Origin of the sequence: Pseudorhizobium tarimense, assembly GCF_022968135.1 — a bacterium.
In the GTDB taxonomy this organism is placed as follows: domain Bacteria; phylum Pseudomonadota; class Alphaproteobacteria; order Rhizobiales; family Rhizobiaceae; genus Neorhizobium; species Neorhizobium tarimense.
This window is the reverse complement of sequence record NZ_JALJRA010000002.1, coordinates 124,667-148,514: the sequence shown is the minus strand read 5'-3', so window position 1 is coordinate 148,514 and position 23,848 is coordinate 124,667. Positions and strand designations below refer to the sequence as shown.

Sequence of the window (23,848 nt, the reverse complement as noted above, 5' to 3'; positions counted from 1 at the left end):
CGTCTTCCCTTAGAAAATGCCGGCGCCAAGATCGCCGATCGCCAGCCGGGCAGCAGGGCCGCCAGTCGCTGTGATCCTCAACCTTGCTGTCGTGCCGGTCAGGTTCGTCTTTTCGTGCTTGCGCTCCACCCACAGTGGGAAAGCGAGAGCCTCTGTTTCTGCAAGCGGAAGGCTGACCCAGGCGCCGCCGTCGATGGAGTAATGCATCTGAGCCGTCGCACCTCCCGGCAGGAACGACTTGTAATAGGCGGCGACGCGGACTGCGGAGCCCAGGTCGAAAGCGCGGGTGATGTAGGTCAGCTGCTGGGCAATCTTGCCGGCCACCAGCTGCACAGGTGCAAACAGCACCGGCGAGAGCTTGTTCGTGCCGGTGAGGATCGCCCTCATCGTCACGGTCTCCGTCAGGTACTCCGTCAACTGAAGCACCTGGAACGGAAGCAGGCGGTAGATCGTGCCGTTGGTCCGCTCGATCTCGAAGACGACGGAGCAGCCGGCACCAGGAAGCTCGACAGCCGCCCGAACCTGAAGGTCAGAGCAATCGACGAGATCGTAGGTACCGAGATCGACCACCTTCGTTGTGACCGCATAGTGAGCCGCGATCAGGCGGAAGGTTAGCGCCTCGTCCTGGTGCGCCGTCCACGTCTCCGCGTTGACCGAGGAAAAGCGCGGGCCGGTTACATAGGGATGCGAGGTCACCCACTTCTGCGCCGCCGCATCGAAGTCTCCAAGACCGGCAAGCGAGATAGAGTGCTCGTTGTCATCCGTCTTGATAACGAAGGCGTGCTTGCGATCTGCGGGCGTTGTCACAGGAAGGCTATATCGCCCCTGCTTCCAGACGCCCGCGACCGTGCCAGCCATCGGCACAATGGCCTGGGCCTGCACGTCGCTGGTCGGGTAGCCGTTGTCGATCGTCACTTGCTCCAGAAGCAGATGATTGCCTTGATCACCCACCACGCAGACATGGAAGTCGACGCCAACCAGTTGCCTCAGCTCCGGTACCGCGAACATCTGCGCCTGCGGATCGGATGAACCGCCCTCGCCATTTATACCGCGATCGACGCCACCGCCGCCGCCCCACTGGATTAGTTGCTGCTGCGTCCAGTTGTTGACGGTGGTGACCCGCCGCATGACGTCGATCGCGATCGTGCCTTGACCGGTGAACATGGCCGTCGCCTCGGTACCGGACGCGCCGACCGCCTTGACGACCTTGCTGCCGGCCGTGACGCCTTCGGGGATGGTGAAGGAACCGGAAACTCTCCCGCTGCCGTCCGCCGTCTGCACCCCGGCTGGTTTCACGTTGATGCCGTCAAAGGTGAGCGTCTGGAGGATCTCGCCGGCACCAAGACCGCTGATAGTGAAGCCGACGCTGATCTGCCGCAGGAACTGCAGAAGTTCCGTCCGTTGGTCGACCAGCTGGTTCTCGGCCGAGACGGTTTGCAGCGGGCCGGGATCCGTCCGGGCACCGCGATTGAACTCTTGCGTGACGGGAGACGTCCAGTCGGTGCGGTTCACGGTCCAAAAGTCCGCCGCAGGCGTCAGCTTCATCGTGCCGGGAAGCGGGTTGAAGTTGGCGTAGGGATTGATCTTCTCGCACGCTGTCTTCAGCTCCTGCCGGACGATCACCTCTTCCGTCCAATCCAGCATGACCGGCTCGGAAAGCGGCGCTTGGTAGAAGGTAGGCGTGATGGAAAGCTGCAGCATCCCATCGGCGACGGCGCCGGACTGTGCCGCCCCTTGATCACGGTAGGTGTCGTCAATCAGTGGATCGACGAACATGCCTTTCTTGGCGACCGGCTCACGCGAGTCGATCCCGCTCTTCAGCCTTTCCAGCTGCACCAGGCGGTCCAGATCCAGGACGCGGTTGAAGTACCGCCACATCTCCTCATAGGGCAGCGAGCGCGTCCCGTCGTTGACCACAGCGGGCGCATTCATCCAATCATTGCGAACCTCGCAAAGAGCCAGCACATCGGCCGGCACTTGCGGTGGCATCGGGTTGAACCTCGACGGCTGGCCTTTGATGTAGATCGGCGAACCGTCCTGCTTCAGGCCGAGGCGATCGATGCGCGGGAGTTTCTGCGTATAGGCGACGATGATCTCGCCGCCCGTAGCTCCACCGGAAACAGTGATCTGAAGGTCGTTGAAGCTGTCGGGAACGACGGCTTCGCGGTAGCGGTAGGTCACCTGGTAGCTGGAACCTGCTGCGGGTTCCGGTCCCGCCGGTGCCCAGTCGATCGCGTTGTTCACCCGATTCCAGCTGGTGCCTGCCGCGTAGACCGTGGCACCCTGCTTTACTTCGGAAACAGAGATCACGCTGGTGTCCGACAGGCCATCGGCGCCATGAGCAACTGCGCCGCGAGTGACGGTGGCCGTCTTTTCCTTTGTCAGCAGGATCGAATTGATGACGCCGATCGGCGCGAAGTCGACCTTGAAAGTGTGGGACGCCCCGCCGGGATAGATGTGCGTCTCCCCTGGAATTGCCGCCTCTTCCCAAAGCTGCGGCTCCGCATGCCTCAGGGCGGCTAATCGCGTGCGCTTGAAGCCGTTGATATTGGCCTCGCCCTCCTGGATGGAAAAGAGCTGCATTCCGTTATCAGCGCCAAGAGCCGTGACCCTGCAGCCGCTGACGATGTAATTGCCGTTCGGGCGGTCGTAGATCGCCAGCTGCTGGATGACGGGATCAAGAGCGGAAGGGCCGGTCTGGTCGAGGATGGTTCCGTCCTGCAACGTGTAGACGGAATAGAACTCGCCCTCTGCGCCGTCGCCCTCCATGGTCCACGCGATCGACGCGACCTCGCGGGCCGCACCAGGCTCACCTTCAGCCAGAGATCCCGGTACTAGGCCGACAAGTGATGGATCTTCCTCGTGCGTGATGAACTGCTTGACCAGCCGCACGCCGATCTCGACGCGGCCAACCATCGGCACGTCCGTCAACACGCCTTCAGCAACCGGAAAAATATCGCCGGCCACATAGATCTCGCCTGAGGTGAGCGTGATGGTCCTGGTCTCTTTGTCGACGACAGCATCGGCCCTGACGATCCTGTTGCCATCCTTGGCAACCAGGCGAGCAAGACGGCGCGTCCGGTTGCGCTCGATCTTCTGGAGATCGTTCAGCTCGGCGCCTTGAATGAACGGCCGCTCGCCATGGAATACGACGCTCTGAAGCTCTTGTTTGTTGCCGACGCGGTCATAGGCGAAGGGAAGGCCGCTCTCGTGTTCGTACATCAGAACCTCACCAGGAATTTGAGCTGCTCTCGCACCGTGGCGCGCAGCGGAATGGAAACAGGAGTGACCGCGATCGGCGATCCGCCGACCAGCTCGTCAGGCTGAAGCCAGAGGCGGCCGGGCTTGATGTCCGCCGCTAGTTCCGCCCCTACCGTGATTTCGATCGAGGCGGCCTCAACACCGGCCGCATCCCCGAAACCGGTCATCGCTTCGATGTAGACCTGCCGTCCGCCCGCTGCAGGCGAATAGCCGGCTCCGGCAAAGCTGTAGCGCCCGCCAAATTGCGCGTTGACCGGATGAATGGCCCGGCAACGCCGGTGGCCAATGACCTCGCCAGCTGCATCCCGCAGCGTGACGAACAATCGCCGCCCCGCGAACCATGCCGCCATCAGCGCGCGCCGCTGGTTGATCGGATTGTCGGCCCATTTGAAGGTGGCGGTCACCCATGGGTAGGTCATCTCGATCCACTTCAGGCCGGCCTCTTCCGGCACTGCGATCCAGTTGCCAATCGCCATGCCTTCAGCCTCGCTCAGGACATGCTCGACTTCCGTGGTGCGGCCGAATGACCAGAGCGTGCCGGCGGGCGTGAAAGCCACGCCGCTCTCTCGCTCCAGCATTGCGTTATCGAGCCGGCCGCCATCCGCAACCAGCGCCGTGCCGTCATACTGGTGGACGCCTCGCCGCAGGTCCGACCGCTTCGGGAGAGAAAGCCGCGTGATGCCTTCGATCCGCTCCAGGTCAGGGAAGTCCTGAGAGGGCAGGTCAGGAAAGCGCAGCTGCGTGCTGTTCCAGTAGACGCGGCCATGCCAAGCATCTTCGAGCGTGGCGGTATAGCCGAGCCAGCCGAGGCCCTTGTAGACCGACGCCGGCGTTCCTCTGATTCTCTGCCAATCGACACCCTCGCGATCGACAACCAGAGTATAATGGTTGGGCACGTAAGGCGTCAGCTCTCCCAGGCCGTATTCATAGACCAGAAACGGCAGGAACGATGGCGGCGGGTTGAACTTCGCGCCACGAATGGCGTCGGCGCCCCGCTCAAGTGCCGGCCAACGTTCTGCCCATGACTGTTCGAATGCTTTTTCGAACAGACCGGAGCCGTCTGGAAGAAGAGACTGCATCAGTAAGCGCGCCCACGGTTATGAAGGGTGACGGTCCCGATCGAGATCGCCTCGGATGGGTTGGCGACCACATCGGAAAGCGGTGAGATCGGCGCGACTTTGTGCATGCCGGACACCATCAGCTTCGATGTCCACCAGGCTGCGGTGAGATCCCGGCCAAGGCTTCGAACAGCCAGCCAGGACGTCCTGAGATTATCTTCGGCGACCGTCGCCGTGTCTGCCGAGGCCTCCGGCAGCAGCCAGTAATCGGCCTCGATGTCGACCACCTTGCGGACGGCCGACGCGACGACAATCGTGTCATTGACCATCCGGACACCCGGCGCCTGCAGCGCCGCATTCACCTTCGCCAGGAGCGCCGGAGACGCGACGCCATCCGGCGCGGTCGAATAGACGGCCACATGGATCAGCGGGCTGCGACCCTTGGTATAAACGATGACGTCCGCGACGCTGGTGTCTGCCGAGAGCGCAACCAGACGATAGCGGGGCTCGGTGCCCCCGGTGGATCGGCCCTGAATGGCAAGAATGACACGACTTGCAAAGCGATCGTCGCCTTCACCGGCCATCCGGAATTGGTCATAGAATGCGCCGAGATGATCGAGGTCGCTGCCCGTGGCGAAAGCCAGAAGGTTCGCCCGGACTGCGTCGTTGATGCGGGCCCGAAGGACGGTCTCGCGGTAGGTCTCGGCCTCGTTGCCGATCATCGCCGGGTCAGTCTCCAGCAGCTCGACATCATAGGCCGGCAGGAGGGCGCCGGGGTTAGCGGCGCGAACCGCCTCCCAGACCTCCATGAACTTTGACCGCTGGCGCGAAAGGATGCTGTCATATTTCAGGTCTTCGATGACGCCGGGCGCCGGCAAAAGACTGAGGTCGAAGGGATCGGTTGTCATGTCCGGAGCCTCCATAGGGTCAGGCAGTCCGGACGGTGATTCCGCGTCCGAAACTGACGGTGAAGCCGACAACCCGCTCGACGGTGAAATCGCCGAGATGGCCGCGCGGTCGGTAATCGGCCTCGATCAGCAAGCCGGCGCGGCCGGTCCTGATCTCGTCTGTCGATCCGGTTGGGACGATGCGGCGAACCGCAAAGCGCGCCTCCCAGATGTCTATCGCCGTGGCGACCAGCTGCATCCACGTTGCAAAAAGCGTGGGCGTGATGGCGCGGCCGAGGATGTCGACCACGCCAGCACCGAATTCGCGGCGCATGACACGGCTGGCAAGCGGCGTCGTGAGCGTCACCTCGACCCCCTGAAAGGCAGAGGAGAGGTTGTTGATGACGGCGCCCGTGCGGCGATCAATTCCCGCCATCGCCGTTGCCACCGGCAGGCGCTTCGGACGGCCAGTCAGCCGGCGCGGGCTGATCTGCCGGCGAGATCCGCGAGAGGCCCAGATCATAGGCGGCCTCTTGATCGGTCAGCCGGACGGTCTTCTGATCCCGCACCGGCCGGCCGTTGATCCACTTGATGCCCGGCCTGATCCGAAACTCGGTCTTGCCATCCGCGACACCAGCCGTCGTCTCGCCGGCCTTTGCCGGCAAGGGGATTGCCTTCTTCATTTTGCTCTCCTGATTAGTCGACGGCCGACACGGCCGACGATCCTTCGACGATCGGCCACAGCCCCTGCGAAGAGCCGGTTCCGACGTTCACCTTGTCGCCGATGCGGGCGACGGGTCTGCCGCCTTCGCCGCCAAGCTCCACCACAGGAGCTTCGACAACCGCCTTGGAAGCCGCCTTCACAAAGACGACGCCATCCTTGATCTCGATCCGGACGCCGGCGTCCTCGAAGACGTTGGCGGCCATATTGTCGTTCGGGCTCGGATTTCCGTCGGAATAGCCGCCCCGGAACATCAGCCCCTGCCGCGGATCTCCGCTCGGATTGACCACGCCGACGATCTGCCCCTTCTTCAGGGGGATCGATGTCTTGCCCGTCTCCGGATGTGGGTACCAGGGCGACAGGAACGGATCTGCATCCGTTCCGCCGAGGCGCAGCCGGTAACCCTTTTGCGCGTCGATGACTTCGACAGGTCCGACCTTCAGCGAATTGCCGAAGGCCGTCTTCAGCATCTCGATATCGAGACGCATGGCGATGAAATCAGCGATCATGATTCCGTCACCGGGACAGGCGAAAGACCATCGATCTCGATGTCGACAGACGTCATCTCCGCAACCGTGCCGTCTTCTGCCAGCACGGGCGCCTCATGGCCGAGCGCGTCCAGTTCGGCCGAGGTCATTCCGTGGCGACGCTGCAGGAGGTCTCGATACTCGTCCCCGCCCGACAGGAGCGACCTCATCATGGCGGCCTGTTTGACGTAGTCCTCGTCTCCGCTCGCCTCGAGCGCTTCTAGAAACTTCAGGAACGGGCTGCGCGGATCGAGCCCCTCCCCTCTCACCGGATCGTCAGCCAGTTCGACCGTCAGCCGCATTTGATGGCCCGCAAGCTTCTGGCCATCATCGGCGTTGCGAGCGCCTGCGAATTCGATCTTCAGAACCCGGTAGTGCAGCCCGCGATAGATCTCTGCCCAGGCATTTCCCGGGTCGGTCAAGGCGTCGCGGATCTCGCGTTGAACAACATCAAGGAAAAACTCGCTCGCTTTGTCTGAGGCGGGGATGTTGATCCCCACCATGCTCGTTTCGCCGGTGTCCTTGTCGAGATGGAGCATGGCGGAGGAGACGCCCATTTCGAAGATGATGTCGCAGGCACCGTTCTCCGTCAGGGATCGACCCGAGAAGTTCTCGGCCCTGCCCTGATCGGTATAGATGGCGACAAAGGGCTTCTCCTCCTCCGTCCGCAAGGTGCCGTCAGCCTGGACATCAAGAGCGCCGTTCGGGCTGTCGAGCACATTGGCGCCGACAAGCGTGCGGCCTTTGAGTGCTTCGACAGCCGCAATGCGGAGCGCGATACGGGTGAGGCTCATTTCTCGCTCAGCTCCAGGACAAGGCGGTTGTCACCGCGGTCATCGACCCGTGAGACTGCGAACCACGGCTCACCGGGTCGAGAGAGAGCCTGCACGGCATCCTCGGTGGACACGGTGAGATCCGGGTATGTCGCGCGATCGATGTGAAGTTCGGCCTTACCGGCGGCAAGCTTGGTCCGCCAGGACGAAGTCCTGCCGCCGGATATGTTGGTTTCCTTGCCGCCGCCAACCCGCAGCACTGCTTCGATCTGGGCAGCCGGCCGATCCGGATCCAGTCGGCCCTTCTTCATGAAGGCGATTTTCACCGGCTCTGCGAATGCCTTGTCGACCGCCGCGACAATACGGTCGCGGATTTGATGAAAGTTGGCGGCGACAGGCATGGGCTATGCCTTCAGGGCCGCAAGGATTTCGGCCTTCGTGTCGGAGGACTTCACCTCTAGGCCGCGCTTCTCGGCCTCGGCAACCAGTTCGTCCTTCGTCATGGCATCGAGATCCACCACCTGCTCGTCACCAGCAGTGGAGACATCGTCCGATGCAGGTCCGCTGTGCCGATGACCGGCCTTGCGGAACTTGCCATCGTAGAAGCCGGACTTCGCGATCATGTCAGCCATCACGAAGCCCTCCCCGTCTGCAGCATTTCCGGGCGGGTGCAGATGAACAGCGGGTAGCTGTAGATCTCGACCCGGTCCCATGCTTCCCGGCCGGACGTATCGGCCAGCATGAGCCCGTAGTATTCGCGGGCGCGCTGGTTGAGATACGGCTTGAACTCGTTGGCCGGCGAGAAGCCGACCTTGAAAGCGCCGCGGGCGTTGATCGGGAAGAACTTCGCCTTGTTGGTGTCGATCGCGATCGTCGATTCATCGTCGGTACCGCGATAGTTGATGAAGGTGATCCCTTCGATCTCGATCGCTGAGAAGCCTTCGATGTTTTCGAGGCTAACGACCCGCTCCGTGCCGATCTTGGTTTCCTTGATCTGCGTGTGGTTGACGAGCAGGTCAAAGAAAGTATCGCCTACGAGAGCAGCAACGCGCGTTGCCGGCGTCCAGATACCTTTGGCAGCCTTTTGCATCGCCCGCTTCACGTCGCGGCACTTCTTTCGAACATCGGTGGCATCGGTGGTCAGAGCGAAGTTGATCTCCACCGGCGCATCGATACCCCACTCAGCGTACCAATCGATAATGGTGCTGCCATCGGAATCGAGGACTTTCCCCTGGATGGCTCCGAACCGCATGTGCTCCCAGGTCAATTCCAGGTCGTCCATGATCTGGCCGGCGCGGTCGGCAAGCTCCTGAGAGACCTCCCGCGTCTGAACATCGAATGGAAGGGCTGTCACGCCCGCGAGCTCCGCAGCATAAATAGTCGAGCCCTTGGCAAGGCGGGTCGTGTTGAACGGCCGGACCTTCGCGCCTTCAGGGATCAATTCCTCCGGCGGAGCGCCCATCTCCGAGGTTGGAATGAGCGTCAGCGTACGATCGCGGTCCGCAATCGCTATAGTGCGCGAGCGGGAATAGATCGGCTCGAAGATGCCGAGAGAGCCGAGCAATTGCGGTCGGAACTCGGTACGTTCGACAACTTCCTCCTGGAAGTCGACGACGCCCCAGCCATTGCCGGTGAATACGTCTGTGACGAGTGCCATGTGAGTAGCCTCCTTAACGGGCGATGATACCGGAGCCCGCCAGGTCGGTCAGGGCATCGGTCTTGTGTTGATCGGTGGTCACGCCGGCATCCCATTGCAGGGCTTCGGCATGAATCTCGGCATCCCGCACGGTCGCGGTGCGGCGGACATCCCCGTCTGCGGCATCACAGCCCTCATAGAGAATGGCGGCTGCAGTCTCGACGCCGGTGGCAAGCGTCGGGTTGTACGGCGCGTACTTGCCGGAGGCTGCCACCTTGCCGAGGACGGTTCCGGCCTTGAGGACACCGGATCCGCTGGCGATGACAACCTGTTCGCGTGACCGATAGCCGTTGGCTTCGGACACGATGTAGTGGGCCGCTCCAGAAAAGCGGTCTTCGGTCAGAACTGGCATTTGCGTGTCTCCTGGTTAGCGACGCTTGTTAGTGCGTGCGACTGCGGCGGCGAGCACGGACTTGTCGCCCTTTGCGGATGGCTGGCTTCCGCCCTTGCCGTTCAAGCCCTCACCGTTGAGGCGCCGCTGCTCGAGAACGCCGGCATCAGCCTTGGGCGTGGCAGCCATGATGGCCTTTGCCTTCTCGACCGAGATCCCGGCGTCGGCTAGTGCCTTCGCCTGTTCTTCCCTGCCTTGAGCCTCTTCCAGCGCCATGATGGCATCGGCGGTTTCACGTGCCTGCTTCTCGGCGCGCAGCGTTTCGAGTTCCTGCTGCATGTCCGCAGCAGCGTCGGCATCCTGGTTGCTCTTCATCAGAGCCTTCAGTTCTGCCAGTTCGGCGGCCAGCTGGTCCGCCCGTTCCTTGTCAGTCATCGTGGTTTCCTTTGGTTGACTGGGTTGAGCGGCGGAGGCCGCCGGGGCACTGGCGCTTGGTCGGCGCCAATCTTTTGCCTTCGCCATGGCGACGAGCTTCTTGGGAGCGTGGGCGTAGACCTGGTGGTAAGCGAAAGCCGCTACCGGCTTTGCCTTCTGCTGACCGACAGCATCAGCAAAGCCTTCCGCAACGGCTTCCTCTGCGGTGAACCACCGCTCTTCCTTCATGATCTCTCGGCACTCTTCGACGGTCTTGCCGGTCTTCGACGCATAGGCTCGTGCAAAAGCCGTAGCCAATGCCTCCAGACCTTCGATCGTCTTGCTGTGCTCAGCAGAGTTGCCGTTCGTGATCCCGCTTGGGTCATGGACCATCATCGTCGAGCCGACCGACATCGTGATGGTGTCGCCAGCCATGGCGATGAGGCTTGCGGCGGATGCAGCGATACCGTCTACCGTCACGTCTGTGGTGCCGGAACGCCGCCCCAGCAGGGCGAAGATCGCTGCTCCTTCGGTCGCAATGCCGCCGCCTGAGTTGATGAAGACTACCAAGTCGTCTTCGTCGTCTATCTGTGCCAGCGCCAGAACGACATCACCGTGGGTAAAGTAGTCACCCCAGCCGAAGTCGCCGACATCACCGGTCAGGGTGAGCCGGTTGCCCTCAAGTATCGCAGCCATGTCTTGGGAGATCCTTAGTAAGGCCGCATCCGGCCTGATATCGCGTAGCGGGTGCGCCGAGGCTTTTCGCCTCGCGCGATCTGACAGTTGCGGATTGCTTCCTCGAGGGCGCGCTTGACGTCCTCGAGCTTCGCGTTGGCGTACCGCGCCATGTCTTCACCGAAACGAGCCTCGGTGATCATCTCGCCGGTCAGGAGAGCTTCTTCAACTTTGCGCAAAAGCACCGCTCTGGCGCACCAGTCGACATGTAGTGGATCAGGATCAGGCATCCTCGCCCTCCCTTATTGGATCACGTCGACCATCGGCTGCACCGCCAAGCGGGCCAGCGCCGCTTCCACCCTGACTACGCCCATGAGGCGCAGGGATGCCCATAGCGTCGAGCTTGGCTTTCTCCTTGCCGGCCTGCTCCAGTTCCTCTTCCCAATCGAGGCCCTTCGCTGCGTAGATTCGCTGCAGCGTTGCCGCACCGGTTTCGAGGTCCACCTTGTTCGCCAGCGAATCTTTATAGGGATCTGCTGATGGTTTCTCAGGGCCTCGCCATTCCGCCCAGACGACCTTCTGTTTGTTTGCCAGAAACGCCTGGTAACCGCCCTTCAGCGGGATGCGACCTTCGGCGATGCTCTCCTCAAGCCATGCTTCGTAGAGAGCCTGAGCAAAAGGTGCCGCGATGCGCTCGCGCCGTCGGGTTGTGATCGGCCACATTGTCGAGACGGCCATCCGGACGGAGGAGTATGTCGAACTGGAATGGTCCATCGACAAGCTTTCGAACGTGACGCCGAGGCACCGTGCCATCTCTCGCTGCAGGTTCTGCGAGAACGGGATGTACTGGCTTCCCGGCGTGGCGGCGGTGTGCATCTCGAATTCTTCGCCGGGACCGAGATGGTTGATCCTGGCAGGATCCGACATGGAGACACCCTTTTCCTTAAGCGCCTCAATCCTCATGCCCCAGATGTCGATCAAGTCCTCCGCGATTCCTCCGACATGGCTGCTCCAGTCGCCTTCGAAGCCCGGAGGAGGATCTGAGTCCGCAAGCGTCTGGATAGCTTGAAAGGCCTGCTCGCTCGGCTCCGGGCTCTTGATCGTTGCTGCAAAGATCGTCTGCATCAGAGCGGTGGCAAGCGTCGCATCCGCGAGCTGGTCCGACTGAGCGATGACCTTGAGCGCCGGCGCCATGACGGAAATCCCGCGAGGGCTGCCCGGATTAAGGCCGCGATCCATCACGTGGATGACGTCGCCAGCTTTAATGTCGCGATCAACCTCAATGCCTCCGTCGCGGCTACGAAACCGGTAGACCAGCGCACGCCCCAGCGCGTCATGGAAGATCCCCTGATCGAGGCCTTCGAACTCGCGCGACGTGCGCGGCAACCTGTGTGGAGCCACCAGGCTAACTTTCGTCCCGGTCGTCAGCCCCAGCGAACGCCGGGCGCGCACTGTGATAAAATCGAGGACGCCGAAGGCCTCGCCATAGGCGAGATAGGTCCGGACAACAGCATCAACCATTTCCGGCACGGTCATCTTCCCGGCCAGATCGCATTCGGCCGGGTTCCACGCGTAGCGTCGCCACTCGCTTTCGACGAACCGGCACCAGTCGGCCCGCTCCTTGTCCGAGTAGCCGAGCGCCGAAAGCTCCGGACGAGCGTTCAACTTCAGCTCCGTCCCGACCGTGTCAGCTACAATTTGGTCCGCAGCACCGGAGATCCAGCCGGAGTTGTGCATGAAGTCGAGCGCGAGAGCAGAGGCTCTCTCGGCTGCCTCTCGCACGTCGATCTTGGCGTCGCGCGTGATCGCCCGACGCATGTTGAGGACGCCGGATCGATCGCCGCGGAGGTATCGCATCGTCGGCTTCTGACGAGCCGGCGCCGCCGGGAACGCTACTGCTCCCGCCTTGACGCGAATGCGAGGCTTGCCATCGGTCACGAGTACGATCTCCATTTCTTGCGAGGTGGCCGAGGCTTCGATGCCGCGCTAACGACTGGCTCAGATCTTGGCTTTACGAACGGGTTCTGATCGGCAACCTCAAACAGGTCCTTCGGCTCGTCATGATCGCCGTGCAGATCGCGGACGAGATCTGCCCAACGGTCGAGAGTGAGCCTGCGCTTGTTCTGCAGATGCCAGGCGAGCGCGAAGGCGTAGACGGTCGCGTCGAACCAATCGTTCATCCGCCCCACGACCTTCTTCCATTGCCGTCCGGCCTTCGGCTTTATGAGGCGGCGGGCGCGCCGGCTGACGCTGGAGCGAGCCTCCTCATCAGCGTCGACGAGGCGCTCGGCCGTCAGCTCCTTCGCGAAATCCGCATCGCATAGGTCGGACGCGAAGTGCACGGTGTTGCGGGGCCACTCCCCGTTTTCCGCCCGCCCCTGCACCAGGTTGGCCATGGCAGCGGTAACAGTCGTTTTCACGTCGTAGAGGCCGACCGGATAGAGGAGCACCTTGGCGACGACGCGCTTCTTGTGATCCTTGATATCCTTTTTGACCGGCGTCCCCAGCCAGGGCAGTCCGATGGGCTCGCGACCGTCGAGCGCATAGACGTTTGGTCGGCCGGCGCAGAAACGATAGACGCGATCAGTTGCCCAGCCGGAGTCGACGCCGTTGAGATCAATACCCTTCTCGCGGGCACCGCTCTCGATCGGATATGTCCGGGCCTGCGCATCCGAGAGCTTGATCCACGGCTCGTCCGACTGGTCGGGCGCACCTTCGAAGATCTCCCGGTCGATCAGCTGGATCTGGTCACGTGCACCGATGGCATAGACCACCCACTTGATGCCGTACCCCTGAACGTCGGCCGCTGATACGACCAGCGCCGCCCAGGAAGGAATGATGCGGGAGGGGAGAAGCTCATTTTTCGCCGCCTCGACGATCTTCTCCCACTCGACGGTCACGCCGCCGGGATCATACGGCTCGGCAAGATCCTGCTGGCAGAAGGTGCGCATCTTGGTGACGTCACCCTGCGCATCCTCCCACCGGGCCCAAATCTCTGCCCATTTCTCCCGCGGCGCATAGGCCGCCCAGAGATGATAGCTCGGCTGCCAGTCGCGGCACCTGCCTTCGCAAGGCGGGCAGATCCATTGCTCGATCTCAGATCCGGCAATGACCGCTGGAACCGGGTCGGCACCTTCAGGCACCCGCCGTGCTATCCAGTGGCCGCGCTCGTTCATGTCCCGCTTGTGGCCATCAAGGATGACGCCATCGCAGGACAGGCAACGCATATGCACTGGCAAATCGCTTTCCGGTTCGGCCGGGCGCATCATGTCGAAGCTCAGTGCCTGATAACTGCTGCAATGCGGGCACGGCACATAGCGGTACCGCTGATCGCCTGCCTCGAAATCGTCCGTGATGGCACACTCGCCAGCGACGCCAGGTGTAGAACCCTGCCATTCCTTGGCGAGGTCACCGTACATCTTCTGCCGCGCACGCGCCTGGCCACGAGGGCTGCCGCGCCCGTCGACGTCCTTCGGATAGCCGGTCACCTCGTCCATGGCGAGATACTTGATCGACACCATCTGCAGGCCCTTCGACGAGCCCGCGTTGACGATCTGGCAGAAGCCGCCAGCAAATCGTTTGAACGAAGTTGTGCTGCCCTGCTCGTCCCGGCTGCTGACAGGCATGACCTTGTGCGAGATGCGCTTAGACGCGTCGATCGTCGGCTGCAGCTTGACCCGGTTGAACTTTGTCGCCTCCTCGAGCGTCGGCAGGACGATCATCATCGAGCCGGGAGCCTGATCGACAATGAAGCAGAACCAGTTCTCGATCGCCGTCGACTTGCCGAGCTGCGCCGCCCACCGGCAGGTGACGCGGCGGGCCGGATGATCAGGGTGGAGGCAATCCTGCGGCTCGCGCAGGTAAGGCACCCTGTCGGTCCTGAAATCGCCTGGCCATGGCGAACCCGATTCCGGCGAGACCTTGCGGTACCGGTCGGCATGCTCGCTGAGCGTAAGATCCTCCGTTGGCTGGCTAGCAGCAGCCATGCCGCGGAAGATGGCAATCGCTCCGTTCGGCAGATCCGGGAAGCGTATCCTAATGTCCTGAATGGTCATTGCAGTGACTGCGGTTCGGCCTCTATGGCGAAGTGATCGTCGCCGGCATCCTCGCGGCGCCGCATCGCGTCCAGCTTCTCCAGCACCTGACGATTGAAGACGGCGACGCCTGCCTTCGTGAAGTTCTTCAGCGCGAGGCGGACAATGCGTTCATCCCACCCGTACTTGAGGGACAGGGTCTGGGCCTCGCTCTCAATCGCTCGCTCGAAGGCCGATTGCATCATGGCGACGGCATCACGCCCCGCCTGATCCACCTCCGCCACCGGCGTCAGTTCCTTGCGCCGCTCCGCCAGGTCCATCTCGCGCAGCTCGGCGTCAGCCTGAGCCTTACGCGCCGCACCATCGGACTGGGATCCCGTGAAGCGGCCATTTGTCTGGCCGCCTGTCGCCCGCGGATGACTGGCGGCCGGCGCGGGTGCGGAAACCCGGATCCTGATGTTCTCAGACCGGTGCGCGACGAGCGCGGTGTAATCGACTAGGTTGGACTTGCCGTCAGGCTTGAGCGGCAGAGCCTCTGCATGCTGCTTCAGGTACCGGGAGAGCGTCGAACGGTCGACGCGGTCACCATCAGCAGTCAGCCTCGATGCCGCGTCCGTGATCGAGATCCAGTCTTCGTCCATCGTGCAAGGTCCCGTGCATCACACGTGCTTGCACGTGTATTCGTGTACCGCCTGCGAAGGGTCGCACTAGGAAAATCCCGCAGTCGCGCGCCTCCGTATGCCCAGCTTTCCCCGAAACGGTCCCTAAATGGGGGGGTGGGGGTAGAGGTGTGCCCCTGCTGCAACACCCCTCGGAGAGAGGGTCAGGGCACCAGCTTGGCGATGGCCGCCTCTATCCTCTGCTGCAGGAGCGGTCCCGCAATCCGATCGAAGGCCGACTTCGTAGCTCCACGCGTCATCTCGGTCGGAATGATCACGCCAGAGCGCGCGAAGGTAATCCGGGTTCCGGAGCGGTTGAGCCTGTAAAAGGCATGGCCGTCGAACTTCTTGACGTCCTTGCGGTCAGGGAAGCGACCACCGCGCATGAAGGCGCCGGGATAGAGCGTCCGCTTTCCGAAGGGCTTCGCGACGACACCGGCTTCGGTCTCTTTCGCGTCCAGATACTTCAGGCGAATGTTGCCGCCTCGCGTCACCATTTCGTATGACAGCCGGCCCGGCCGAGCCCTGCTCGGATCTCCGACTGCTGCAACGATCGTCTTGCGCGGAAGGCCCGTCTGCTTCGTCAGGTTGCGAACCACTTGCGTCTTAGCGCGGTCGCCTACCTGGTTGACGATGCGAGGCAGAACCTTCGGGAACTTCTGGTGCAGATGAAGCACCCGCTTCCCGTACTGCTGCATGACCCTGTCAGCCCAGGCCACATGAACGATCTTCGCCATGTGCGCCCTCCGTCGGATATGCAAAACCCGCCAAGCGTTTCCGCTAGCGGGTTATCTGATCTTTTTCAGTGTGCCTAATCTATGTCAACTTTCAGTCGCGCCGCAAGACGGCATTTCGAAATTTAAATCACGTATTCTCAATAACTTGCTGAATATTTTCATCGTGTCGACTTCTGCACCATGGCTGCCGATCCGGCGTGAAGGGCAGCAAATCATGGTTATGGAGACGACCATGAAGGCTGGAACAAAGATCTTCCAGGGCAGATTGCCAGATCTGCCAGTCTAGGCGGGACAGGACTGCCCCGCGCACCGACCGGTCCAGCCGATGCTTGTTGTAAGCCCCGCGCCGCGGACGGCGCTTCTTGTAGTCAAACCCGTCGACCTCACGTTCGATGCTGCGGCCGAAGCTGTCCTTTCCCTTCTGCATGATGAACCATGCAGGGTCTTTTCCATTCCGCTTGAGGACCACAACAGAGGGTGACGAGCCGACCTTCCAGTCCGGACCGCGCTTCAAAGAAGCGGAGCACGTCACCAACGTCACGATGTGCCTCCCGTTGATCCGGGCCGATCGACCGTCAACCAGCTCGTCGACCACTGCGGCCACGGCTTCACGGATTAGGCCATGCTCATCGCTCCACTCCGGCACTGGGTTCCAGTCGGACGCGATCTCGAAGTTACGTCCGGCCAAGGCTCGGACGGCTTCACCAACAATGATGGCGTCCGGATGAGGATCGCCTTCGAACAGGCATGTCGAAAGAACGCCGAACGCATTAGGCGACCGATCTACCATCGTGCCGAGCGCTGCAACCTCGATCATCATCGACCACGCTTGGCTGAAGCTCGGCCCAAGAGCCTCTGATGTGCCAAACTTCGGCAACTCTTGCGTAAAGGCCCAGGTCAGAAGCTCCTCAATCCCGATTTTTCTCATTGTCCGACCCTCTCCGTCCCAAATTTGCAAGGATCGACCCTGTTTGGGACGATCTGAAATTGTCCAACCCTAATAAAATCAATAGCTTTGGACGGTAGGGCCGCTAGGGACGCAAAATAACGCCTTACGTGACGCGCATGATGCTCCGCATTGTTTTTTAAGAAGGTCGTTTTTTTCACCGCTGCTTTTCCTCGCGCATCATATGAAGATTGAAATTTGCGTCCCTAGCGTCCCTAGCGTCCAAAGCCGTTGAAACTCCTGACCTTTTGACTGGGACGGAAACTGAAACACCTCATCGCCATCGTCCCTAGCGCCCCAGTTTTCGCCCCTGATTTCGGGATGCAGAGCGCCAGGCTGGCCGATCAACAGCAGCAAAGGGTCCGGGTTTTGGCAGTGGATCATGGGAAATCCTCCGGGAACGGCTCGTCGGAAGCAAACCGACCGGACGGCGGTTCGCCCATCCCGCTCCCCTGCCCGCCCTTGAACTCGTCGCGAATGGCTATGCCGTAATAGAAGGTGGTGCCGCTCTTGCCCTTGCGGAACTGATGCATGAGCCCGTCCTGCCCCTTCCAGCTCTGCCGGGTTCGGTCAGGCAGACGCTTGGAGAACGTTGCCTGCTTGAACTCCGCGAGGCCCTCCCGCTTGGCATAGCGCATGTAGGCATTGAACAGCTCCTCCGGGGTCTCCCGGTCCACATCGTTGCCGGACACATGGCAGGCATTGCGGATGAAGGCACCAATGGGATCGCTCTCCTCGCGATACTCCGCAGTCGCGGCCGTGACACCAGAAGGCACTTGTAGGCCACGCTGGAGATAGTCGAGCGCGCCACGCAGCATCCAGAGAAAGACGCCGGAGCGTTCTCCTCGCAGCTTGCGCGGCAGATCGCGGTCCACCTCATCCTCAGGGATCTGTATCTCCCATGGCACCAGGTGCACGCGCCGCCAGATCCCGTCGGAATCGTCCCTAATGATCGGCTTGTGGTTGCCGGAGAGGATGATCTTGAATTGCGGGATCAGCTCGAAGAAATCCTGATGCAGCCGCCGCACCGCAATCGGCTCACCGCCCGTCAGCGTCTTGATCAACGCATCCTTCAGGTGGACGCCCATCTCCGGCTCGGACGCCGCCACCAGACGGGCGCCGGGCAGTCTGGCAAGGTCCGGTGTCGCCTCCGCGCCAGCCCGCTTACTATCGCCAGCAAAGCTGTCGATCGACATGGAGACGGCATAGTCTCCGAGGATGTCGACCATCAGGTCAACAAAGGTGGACTTACCGTTCCGGCCTGCGCCATAGAAGAACAGCAGGCACTGCTCGGCAGTTGAGCCCAGGAGGCAATACCCCATGTATCGCTGCAGGAATTTCCGATAATCCGGGTTCGGCATCACGCGCTGCATGAACTGATCAAACAGCGGCGCGGTGGCATCCGGCTTGAACTCCGCCTCAACAAGCTTCGAAATGTAGTCGAGCGGGGTGTGCCGGTCGCGGCGCAGCTTCCATTTTCGCGCTCCATCCATTTCCGAGCAGAAGAAGCGCAGTGTCGCCGTTCGGCAGTTGACGGCGAAGAGATCCTTGTTGAGGTCTTCGACCTCCCGGCTCACATAAGGGATGGCTTCCGTGAGCATGTTGTTGATCCGGCTCGTCCCGGCCGAGCTCTTCGCGTGGTTGTGTCGGGATGACATGCGCCCTGCGCGGTCCGTCTGCACCGCATCCATGGCGGCAACGTCATCCTCCAGGCGCGCATATTCGTCGTACTGCGCCTGCGTCCATGATGACGTGGCGTCGATCATCTTGCGCCGCTCGCGCTCAGCCTGCTTGCCGACCTTGATGACGTCCTTCAGCTTCTGGAATTCGGCGTGCTTCTCGTCGTCCCAGGTCTTGCCGGGGCTGCCCATCCGCACCTTGGCAATCTCGGCCTCTTTCATCGCCTCGATATGCGCGTCGAGCTCCGCCAGTCGATCCTCGTCGACATCGCTGGAAACCGCGGGCGGCTTGCCCATGTCCTTGAGCCTTGCGAGTGCTAGCTTGCCGGCGGCAATCTTCGCCTGTTCGTCCGGTGAGCAATCAAGGCAAATCGCCTCATCATCGATGGCTTCAGCGGTCTGGTGCGCCAAAGACCGAACGATGGCGCCGGAGGCATCCTCAACCCACCGCAGCTTGTCATAGCCATGCCAGCCGACATTGGTGATATGGAGGATCTTGTCACCGTGCCAGTTCAGGAGACGGCGGCCATTACCGATGTCTGTTTCCGGTTCGCGGGAGCATTCCTCGAGGATCTCTTCCGGGGAAAGCCGCAGGGTCGCAGGCTCTTCCCTTGGCTCTTCCGTTGGCAAAGGGTCCGGGTTCGGGCGATAAAGGGCGCGCTGCTGCTCTGCTTCCGCCAGCGCACGCACCAGTTCTTCCGGCATTCCGGAAGCATTCTTCTTGTCCGTCACGTCCTGTCCCCGCCCTTCCCAGCCTTCGCGCCCGCCAGCGCCTCTGCAAAGTCCATCCCCTCCGGTGGCCACCATGGCCTGATCACGCGGCCTGGCCGCGCTAGGCGTCGGCTTGCGCGCTCAAGTGCCGCTGCCGTGAACACGAACTCGCTGTCGCCATCGGCGAGATGCACCACCTCGTCGACATGGTCCGGTAGCTGATAGGCATCGGCGGGAGATTGATCGGGCTTTGGTACCGGCCCTGCCACGCGCACCGGTCGTGACCGCCCACGGCTATCGGTCTTCACGAGCGTCGGGTGATTGAACGCCGATTTGGGATCGGCCGGCCCCGCCATGTTGCCGAGATCGCCCGTCGCGAAATAGAAGGTGTCGGCCCGAAATCCCTCGAAGCCGGCCACCGCGGCCGTGGTTTCGATTCCTTCTCCGCCCAGCCACCGCCGGGCCGAAAGATCGCCGCAGATGGGGATGATCGAGCCCTTCTTCGTGCCGCGCATCTTCTTCGTCGGCAGGGCGTCGCCCTTGTCGTCGAGGATCTGCGGGCGAAACTTCAAAGCATTACCGAGGTCGATCCATGTCTGATGACAGCCGGTCACATGCCCGGACAGGTCGACGAAGGGCGCGATCATGCCGTAGCCGACGTAGAGCTCGATCTGGTGACCGCGCTCGTCCCGCTTGTCGCTCCAGAATGTGAGGCGCGGGTTGAAGCGGATGTTCTCGAAGACGCTGTCAGGCATCACGTAGCCGGTGCGCAGGCGAAGATAGTGCCGCAGCTCGCCGTCCTCCGGATGCGGGGCAATGGTGGCATTGAGGTAGATGCCGCGCGCCTTCTTCACCTCGCGGTCGCGAAATGCGTCCTGCTTCTGCCTGTCCGCTTCGGCGTCCTGCTGAGCCTGGTCAAGAAGTGCGGCCATCCGCGCCTGTCTCTTGGCGCAATCATCGGCGCTCTCACGTTCTCCACCCTCCGGGATGGCCTCGCCTAGGGCAAGCGAAGCGGCCTCAAGCAGATGGTCGCGCCGATGCAGATCATAGCCGCAGACATGGCCGATCAGGCCAACGGCATTGCCGCCACCCGCGGAGCCACGGCAAACCCACAGGCCCTTCGACAAGTTGACGGCAAACCGATCTTTCCCACCGCAGGCAGGGCAAGGCATGCCTTGGTCGTTGATCTTCGGAAGCGTCAGGTTCAATCGGGACACGCCGACCGAGACCGGAACAAGATTCGCTCTCTTGATGAAGTCGGAGATCTCGTCGCTCACGATCCCTCACCTCCGCAGGAAGCGCAGTAATAGCGCCCCCCCCCTAATGACCCAGCCGAACAGGCGGGCAAACAGATTGCGGTTCGATCCGCAGAAGCAGAGCTGCTTTGGGCAGCTATGGCAGGTGAGGATCACAGCGCCACCCTCCCCGCCAAGGAGACGCTCAGCCGTGGCGGGGTGAAGCCCTCGCGCAGCTCGTCGAGATCGCGATCATTCGCGATCCGCAGCTGCCCCTTAACGGTCAGCGCATGCAGAACTTGGTCGAGCGCCTCCGGCCAACGGTCACGATGAAGGGCGATGAAGGGTGTGCCATACGACCAGCCGCGTAGATGATAAGGGTCGCTGATGAAGCGCATCCGCTCGACCTTCAGGAAGTCGAGCCGGAACTCTTTTGCGGTCCGGTGGCATTCCAGCTTGCTGGGGGCCACGACGAGAAGCAGGCGGGGCCGGTCCATCATGCTGCACCCCCTGCCGACAGGATCTGATCGATGAGACGCTGAGCCTTGACCGTCAGGGTCCAGCGCTGGCTACGGGTCGAGGTGCGCCGGATCAGTTGGTCGTCCAGCAGATTGTTCATGGCCCGCTCGACGCCATTGCGCGTCGCCTTGAAGCGGGCGGCAATATCTTCCTTCGTCGCCTCCAGAATGCCACCCTCCGCCTCATGGATGGCCTGGATGATGGCGGCGGCGAGCTTGGGATAGCTGCCATGCGAGGATACCTCGCCGGTCAACCGCTCCGTGATCCCCTCTGTTACGATCGGCGGCGTGGCCGGCGTCGGGATTGCATAGGCGTGAGAGCGAATAACATGAGCTGCGAGTTCACGCGGCAGTTCCCTGCCGCGACCCGCCTCCTCCAGGCGTTCTCTCACCAGGAGCGCCATTTCCGTCTGCTCGTGAGGCAATAGCGCCTCAAACTGAAGGGCTGTCATTCTGAATTCATCAGGGCCGAAAGCGTGAAATCCCATTGCTCAAGTCCACCTCGATTGACGTTGGTGTAGAGGTTCGGAAGGAAGATCGGTCGGGGGAGAAGCGGAGGACGGGGATGTCGCGACTTCCTGCTGATCGGCCGCTACTGTCCCCGCCTCCTCCTGCGCCTGAGGCCGGGAGGACATCTCGGCACAGTAATCGTCGCAAAGCGCCTTCTCCGCCGCATCGCGTCTCGCGAGCGCGTCCTGAATTCGCTGGTAGTGCTTGCCGTAGTCGTTATCGAGCGACACCTGCTCGCGGCGTTCGCGGTAGAGAGCTTCGGCAAAAGAGCGATCGGAAAACCAGATCGCCAGCACCGGCGCCCCGGCTGGCAGTTCCGAGATCTCGGCCCCGGACATCACGCGGATCCATGATGGCAAGCGGTCGACAGCACAGCCGAGCAGAATGCGGGAAGCGCGCTGCGGCTGGTCGGTGACGATGACGAGGCGGATGTCATGCATAGTCTTCCCTCCGTTCCAGTCGCTTGCGGCACGGAGGTATCCAGGCAAACCGAGTGTTGACCTCACCCTCAACCCAGACCAGCCAGCAGTAGGCAGTTGCGGTAGATCCGGTGGCGGTGAGGCGTCCTTTCACCATCGGCACCCGCTCGACGAATTGGGCGATGATTGATGGGGGGTTCTTGCTGAATAGGTTCGTGTAACGCCCAACGCCTTCGAGGAAGGAGGTCCGGACAATCGTGGCAAAGCCGACCCTAGCCACTTGGCTAGCACGTTCGATGAACTGCTCAGCAAGTCGAAAAGGCGGGTTAGTGATTATCCAATCAGGCTGCGCGCCCTCGAAGAGTTCTGGGATGAACGGCAACAGGAAGTCATGCTGGACTGATCCGACGCCATAATCATGGATATCAGATGCCCATACATCGCTGTAATATTCAGTGAGCGGGCCAGCCATGTGCAGGCGATTGGAAGCAGGTTCCCAAGCGGTCATGTGTGAGACCGGTCCACAGGCAGGAATGATGACCGATTCCAGAAGCGCCCGCGTTGCCCATGGCTGTGTTGGAAAATCGTCCAGGCTGTCGTGAGGCTCAATCCGCTGGGCCATCACAGCATGGGAGATGTTCTGTCCCATCAAACCCTCCCCGCCATGACGGCAAGATGGGCGTCGCAATAGCTCTTGAGCGGGTCGGTTCCCGCGCCGCAGCAGGGCATGTCTGGCCCGGAAGCCGCCTCGAAGCAGACGAGCGGAAACCGGCATTCGAAGCGCCCGAGAGAGGCGAAGTCCTTTGGCTCGACGTCGACCAGGCGGAAGCGAGAGAGGTCCGATCTTGCCCCGCGCTCATGACCTTCAGCCCAGACCGGAGCGACCGGCTCCGGCGCTGCGATAGGTTCTGGAGCAGGCGCCGGCTGCGGTTTCGGCGAGGCAAGAGCCGCGGCGCGCGCCTTCCGCAGCACGGGCACATTGAAGGAGTTGAGGCGACTGGTGCGCTTTGCAGGAGTGGACGGGGATGTAGAGGGAGTCGTCGCAGAACCCTTGCCGCGCTTCGGAAAACGGTCGCGGTCCCGGTTCATCAGCCCGAGCACGGCGTTGCGCGATCGCTTGACCCTCCCAGCAATCACGGAAGCCGAATTGCCGGCCTTCCACATATCGGCCACCAGCTCGACATCGGCCTGCGCCCAGGGAATCCCGCTGTTCATGACCGCACCCTCGCCCGTTCTGCAATGGACCCTGTCGAGGTGAGGCACCGGACATTGCGGCTCGTCTCCACGGCGAACATTGCATCCATGTCTTCGCGAAATCCGACCGCGCAGGACTGCGGAATGTCCGTGTCCAGCAGGCGGATGGCTTCAATGCCGCGCAGTCCGAGAGATGGTTCGGTGATAGGTCCGCGCTCCATCACTCGTCTCCCACCACGCGCAGGCTGGCAGCCGTGCCGCCCTGTGCCTTGACCGACGCAAAGGCGGACCGCAGGTCGCTGAGCGCGCCTTGGATGTCCGAAGCAACCCGGTCCACGCGGGTTGCCTCCGCCGGCGTGACGCGACCATCGGCGATCGCCATGGCCATGCCCTGCGCAAGCTCCGCCATCTGCCGCATGACTTCGGCATGGCTCTGCATCACGCAGACTTCGGCTGCGCGCTCCAGATCAGGATCGGTCAGGCGGCGCCCGCAGGCCTCGGCAAGCACGGATGTGACGAATGGCTGACGGCAGTCCATTTCGAGCGAACGGACCGCTGCAAGCGGCATGGTTGCCGGGTCCGCCGGGTCCATCCAGCGCCCCACCGTACTCTTGCTGTGGCCGGTCTTGTCGCCGGAACGGACGATGCCGCCACAGGCCTCGATCAGGTCACGCTGCGCTGCCTTGAGACGAAGAAGAAAAGGATCGGTCGAAGACATGGATGCTCCTTTCCCGCAACGGGAAATCGCTGCAGGTTTTCCCGTGGCGGGAAGCAGATCGAATTGCGAAATGTCGGTTCGTCAGGCCATCACGGTGGACCGCAGGCCAAAGCAAAGGCAGCGGGATCGGGAGGCCTCAAGAGAG

Annotated in this window: 27 protein-coding genes; all 27 read right to left on the bottom strand. The window is 62.1% G+C overall.

Going from position 1 to position 23,848, the window contains the following annotated elements:
* Window positions 1-9: 9 nt before the first annotated feature.
* Complete coding sequence (locus MUU54_RS03005) at window positions 10-3,222, bottom strand: DUF4815 domain-containing protein (RefSeq protein ID WP_247242561.1); 3,213 nt, start codon at window positions 3,220-3,222, stop codon at window positions 10-12.
* A complete protein-coding gene (locus tag MUU54_RS03000; RefSeq protein WP_247242560.1) occupies window positions 3,222-4,340 on the bottom strand; it encodes a phage tail protein in 1,119 nt (372 codons plus the stop codon). The genes MUU54_RS03005 and MUU54_RS03000 overlap by 1 nt, the downstream gene beginning before the upstream one ends.
* Window positions 4,340-5,227: a baseplate J/gp47 family protein gene (locus MUU54_RS02995; RefSeq protein WP_247242559.1), complete on the bottom strand. Its 888-nt coding sequence runs from the start codon at window positions 5,225-5,227 to the stop codon at window positions 4,340-4,342. Before MUU54_RS02995 ends, MUU54_RS03000 begins: the two co-directional genes overlap by 1 nt.
* A gap of 19 nt (window positions 5,228-5,246) precedes the next feature.
* Window positions 5,247-5,642: a GPW/gp25 family protein gene (locus tag MUU54_RS02990; RefSeq protein ID WP_247242558.1), complete on the bottom strand. Its 396-nt coding sequence runs from the start codon at window positions 5,640-5,642 to the stop codon at window positions 5,247-5,249.
* The gene (locus tag MUU54_RS02985) at window positions 5,629-5,889 is read right to left on the bottom strand and encodes a hypothetical protein (protein ID WP_247242557.1); all 261 of its coding nucleotides are present in this window, start codon (window positions 5,887-5,889) and stop codon (window positions 5,629-5,631) included. Before MUU54_RS02985 ends, MUU54_RS02990 begins: the two co-directional genes overlap by 14 nt.
* Before the next feature lie 13 nt (window positions 5,890-5,902).
* On the bottom strand, window positions 5,903-6,436 hold the full coding sequence (locus MUU54_RS02980) for a baseplate assembly protein (RefSeq protein WP_247242556.1): 534 nt from the start codon (window positions 6,434-6,436) through the stop codon (window positions 5,903-5,905).
* Entirely contained in the window at window positions 6,433-7,248 is an 816-nt protein-coding gene (locus tag MUU54_RS02975) for a hypothetical protein (RefSeq protein ID WP_247242555.1), read from the bottom strand. Before MUU54_RS02975 ends, MUU54_RS02980 begins: the two co-directional genes overlap by 4 nt.
* A complete protein-coding gene (locus MUU54_RS02970) occupies window positions 7,245-7,628 on the bottom strand; it encodes a hypothetical protein (protein WP_247242554.1) in 384 nt (127 codons plus the stop codon). Before MUU54_RS02970 ends, MUU54_RS02975 begins: the two co-directional genes overlap by 4 nt.
* Window positions 7,629-7,631: 3 nt before the next feature.
* The gene (locus MUU54_RS02965) at window positions 7,632-7,859 is read right to left on the bottom strand and encodes a hypothetical protein (RefSeq protein ID WP_247242553.1); all 228 of its coding nucleotides are present in this window, start codon (window positions 7,857-7,859) and stop codon (window positions 7,632-7,634) included.
* The gene (locus MUU54_RS02960) at window positions 7,859-8,884 is read right to left on the bottom strand and encodes a major capsid protein (RefSeq protein WP_247242552.1); all 1,026 of its coding nucleotides are present in this window, start codon (window positions 8,882-8,884) and stop codon (window positions 7,859-7,861) included. The genes MUU54_RS02965 and MUU54_RS02960 overlap by 1 nt, the downstream gene beginning before the upstream one ends.
* Before the next feature lie 13 nt (window positions 8,885-8,897).
* Window positions 8,898-9,275 (bottom strand): head decoration protein, encoded by a 378-nt coding sequence (locus MUU54_RS02955; protein ID WP_247242551.1) that lies wholly within the window; start codon window positions 9,273-9,275, stop codon window positions 8,898-8,900.
* Window positions 9,276-9,290: 15 nt separating this feature from the next.
* On the bottom strand, window positions 9,291-10,364 hold the full coding sequence (locus MUU54_RS02950) for a head maturation protease, ClpP-related (protein ID WP_247242550.1): 1,074 nt from the start codon (window positions 10,362-10,364) through the stop codon (window positions 9,291-9,293).
* A 14-nt stretch (window positions 10,365-10,378) separates the two neighbouring features.
* A complete protein-coding gene (locus MUU54_RS02945) occupies window positions 10,379-10,633 on the bottom strand; it encodes a hypothetical protein (protein ID WP_247242549.1) in 255 nt (84 codons plus the stop codon).
* Window positions 10,626-12,281 (bottom strand): phage portal protein, encoded by a 1,656-nt coding sequence (locus MUU54_RS02940; RefSeq protein ID WP_247242548.1) that lies wholly within the window; start codon window positions 12,279-12,281, stop codon window positions 10,626-10,628. Before MUU54_RS02940 ends, MUU54_RS02945 begins: the two co-directional genes overlap by 8 nt.
* Window positions 12,278-14,398, bottom strand: a complete 2,121-nt coding sequence (locus tag MUU54_RS02935; protein ID WP_247242547.1) for a terminase gpA endonuclease subunit — start codon at window positions 14,396-14,398, stop codon at window positions 12,278-12,280. The genes MUU54_RS02940 and MUU54_RS02935 overlap by 4 nt, the downstream gene beginning before the upstream one ends.
* Window positions 14,395-15,018, bottom strand: coding sequence for a hypothetical protein (locus MUU54_RS02930; RefSeq protein WP_247242546.1), 624 nt, complete (start codon window positions 15,016-15,018; stop codon window positions 14,395-14,397). Before MUU54_RS02930 ends, MUU54_RS02935 begins: the two co-directional genes overlap by 4 nt.
* Window positions 15,019-15,200: 182 nt before the next feature.
* Window positions 15,201-15,773: a hypothetical protein gene (locus MUU54_RS02925; RefSeq protein WP_247242545.1), complete on the bottom strand. Its 573-nt coding sequence runs from the start codon at window positions 15,771-15,773 to the stop codon at window positions 15,201-15,203.
* Window positions 15,774-15,900: 127 nt separating this feature from the next.
* On the bottom strand, window positions 15,901-16,593 hold the full coding sequence (locus tag MUU54_RS02920; RefSeq protein ID WP_247242544.1) for a hypothetical protein: 693 nt from the start codon (window positions 16,591-16,593) through the stop codon (window positions 15,901-15,903).
* Between the two features lie 506 nt (window positions 16,594-17,099).
* Entirely contained in the window at window positions 17,100-19,130 is a 2,031-nt protein-coding gene (locus tag MUU54_RS02915; protein WP_247242543.1) for a phage/plasmid primase, P4 family, read from the bottom strand.
* A complete protein-coding gene (locus MUU54_RS02910) occupies window positions 19,127-20,386 on the bottom strand; it encodes a primase-helicase zinc-binding domain-containing protein (protein ID WP_247242542.1) in 1,260 nt (419 codons plus the stop codon). Before MUU54_RS02910 ends, MUU54_RS02915 begins: the two co-directional genes overlap by 4 nt.
* Window positions 20,387-20,517: 131 nt before the next feature.
* The gene (locus tag MUU54_RS02905; RefSeq protein WP_247242541.1) at window positions 20,518-20,844 is read right to left on the bottom strand and encodes a hypothetical protein; all 327 of its coding nucleotides are present in this window, start codon (window positions 20,842-20,844) and stop codon (window positions 20,518-20,520) included.
* Window positions 20,841-21,314 carry a hypothetical protein gene (locus tag MUU54_RS02900; RefSeq protein WP_247242540.1) on the bottom strand — a complete coding sequence of 158 codons (474 nt, stop codon included), beginning with the start codon at window positions 21,312-21,314 and terminating at the stop codon, window positions 20,841-20,843. Before MUU54_RS02900 ends, MUU54_RS02905 begins: the two co-directional genes overlap by 4 nt.
* 39 nt (window positions 21,315-21,353) lie before the next feature.
* Window positions 21,354-21,812: a hypothetical protein gene (locus tag MUU54_RS02895; protein ID WP_247242539.1), complete on the bottom strand. Its 459-nt coding sequence runs from the start codon at window positions 21,810-21,812 to the stop codon at window positions 21,354-21,356.
* Window positions 21,805-22,440, bottom strand: coding sequence for a class I SAM-dependent methyltransferase (locus MUU54_RS02890; RefSeq protein ID WP_247242538.1), 636 nt, complete (start codon window positions 22,438-22,440; stop codon window positions 21,805-21,807). The genes MUU54_RS02895 and MUU54_RS02890 overlap by 8 nt, the downstream gene beginning before the upstream one ends.
* A complete protein-coding gene (locus MUU54_RS02885) occupies window positions 22,440-23,006 on the bottom strand; it encodes a GcrA family cell cycle regulator (RefSeq protein WP_247242537.1) in 567 nt (188 codons plus the stop codon). Before MUU54_RS02885 ends, MUU54_RS02890 begins: the two co-directional genes overlap by 1 nt.
* A complete protein-coding gene (locus MUU54_RS02880; protein WP_247242536.1) occupies window positions 23,003-23,206 on the bottom strand; it encodes a hypothetical protein in 204 nt (67 codons plus the stop codon). The genes MUU54_RS02885 and MUU54_RS02880 overlap by 4 nt, the downstream gene beginning before the upstream one ends.
* On the bottom strand, window positions 23,206-23,703 hold the full coding sequence (locus tag MUU54_RS02875) for a phage regulatory CII family protein (protein ID WP_247242535.1): 498 nt from the start codon (window positions 23,701-23,703) through the stop codon (window positions 23,206-23,208). The genes MUU54_RS02880 and MUU54_RS02875 overlap by 1 nt, the downstream gene beginning before the upstream one ends.
* Window positions 23,704-23,848 lie beyond the last annotated feature (145 nt).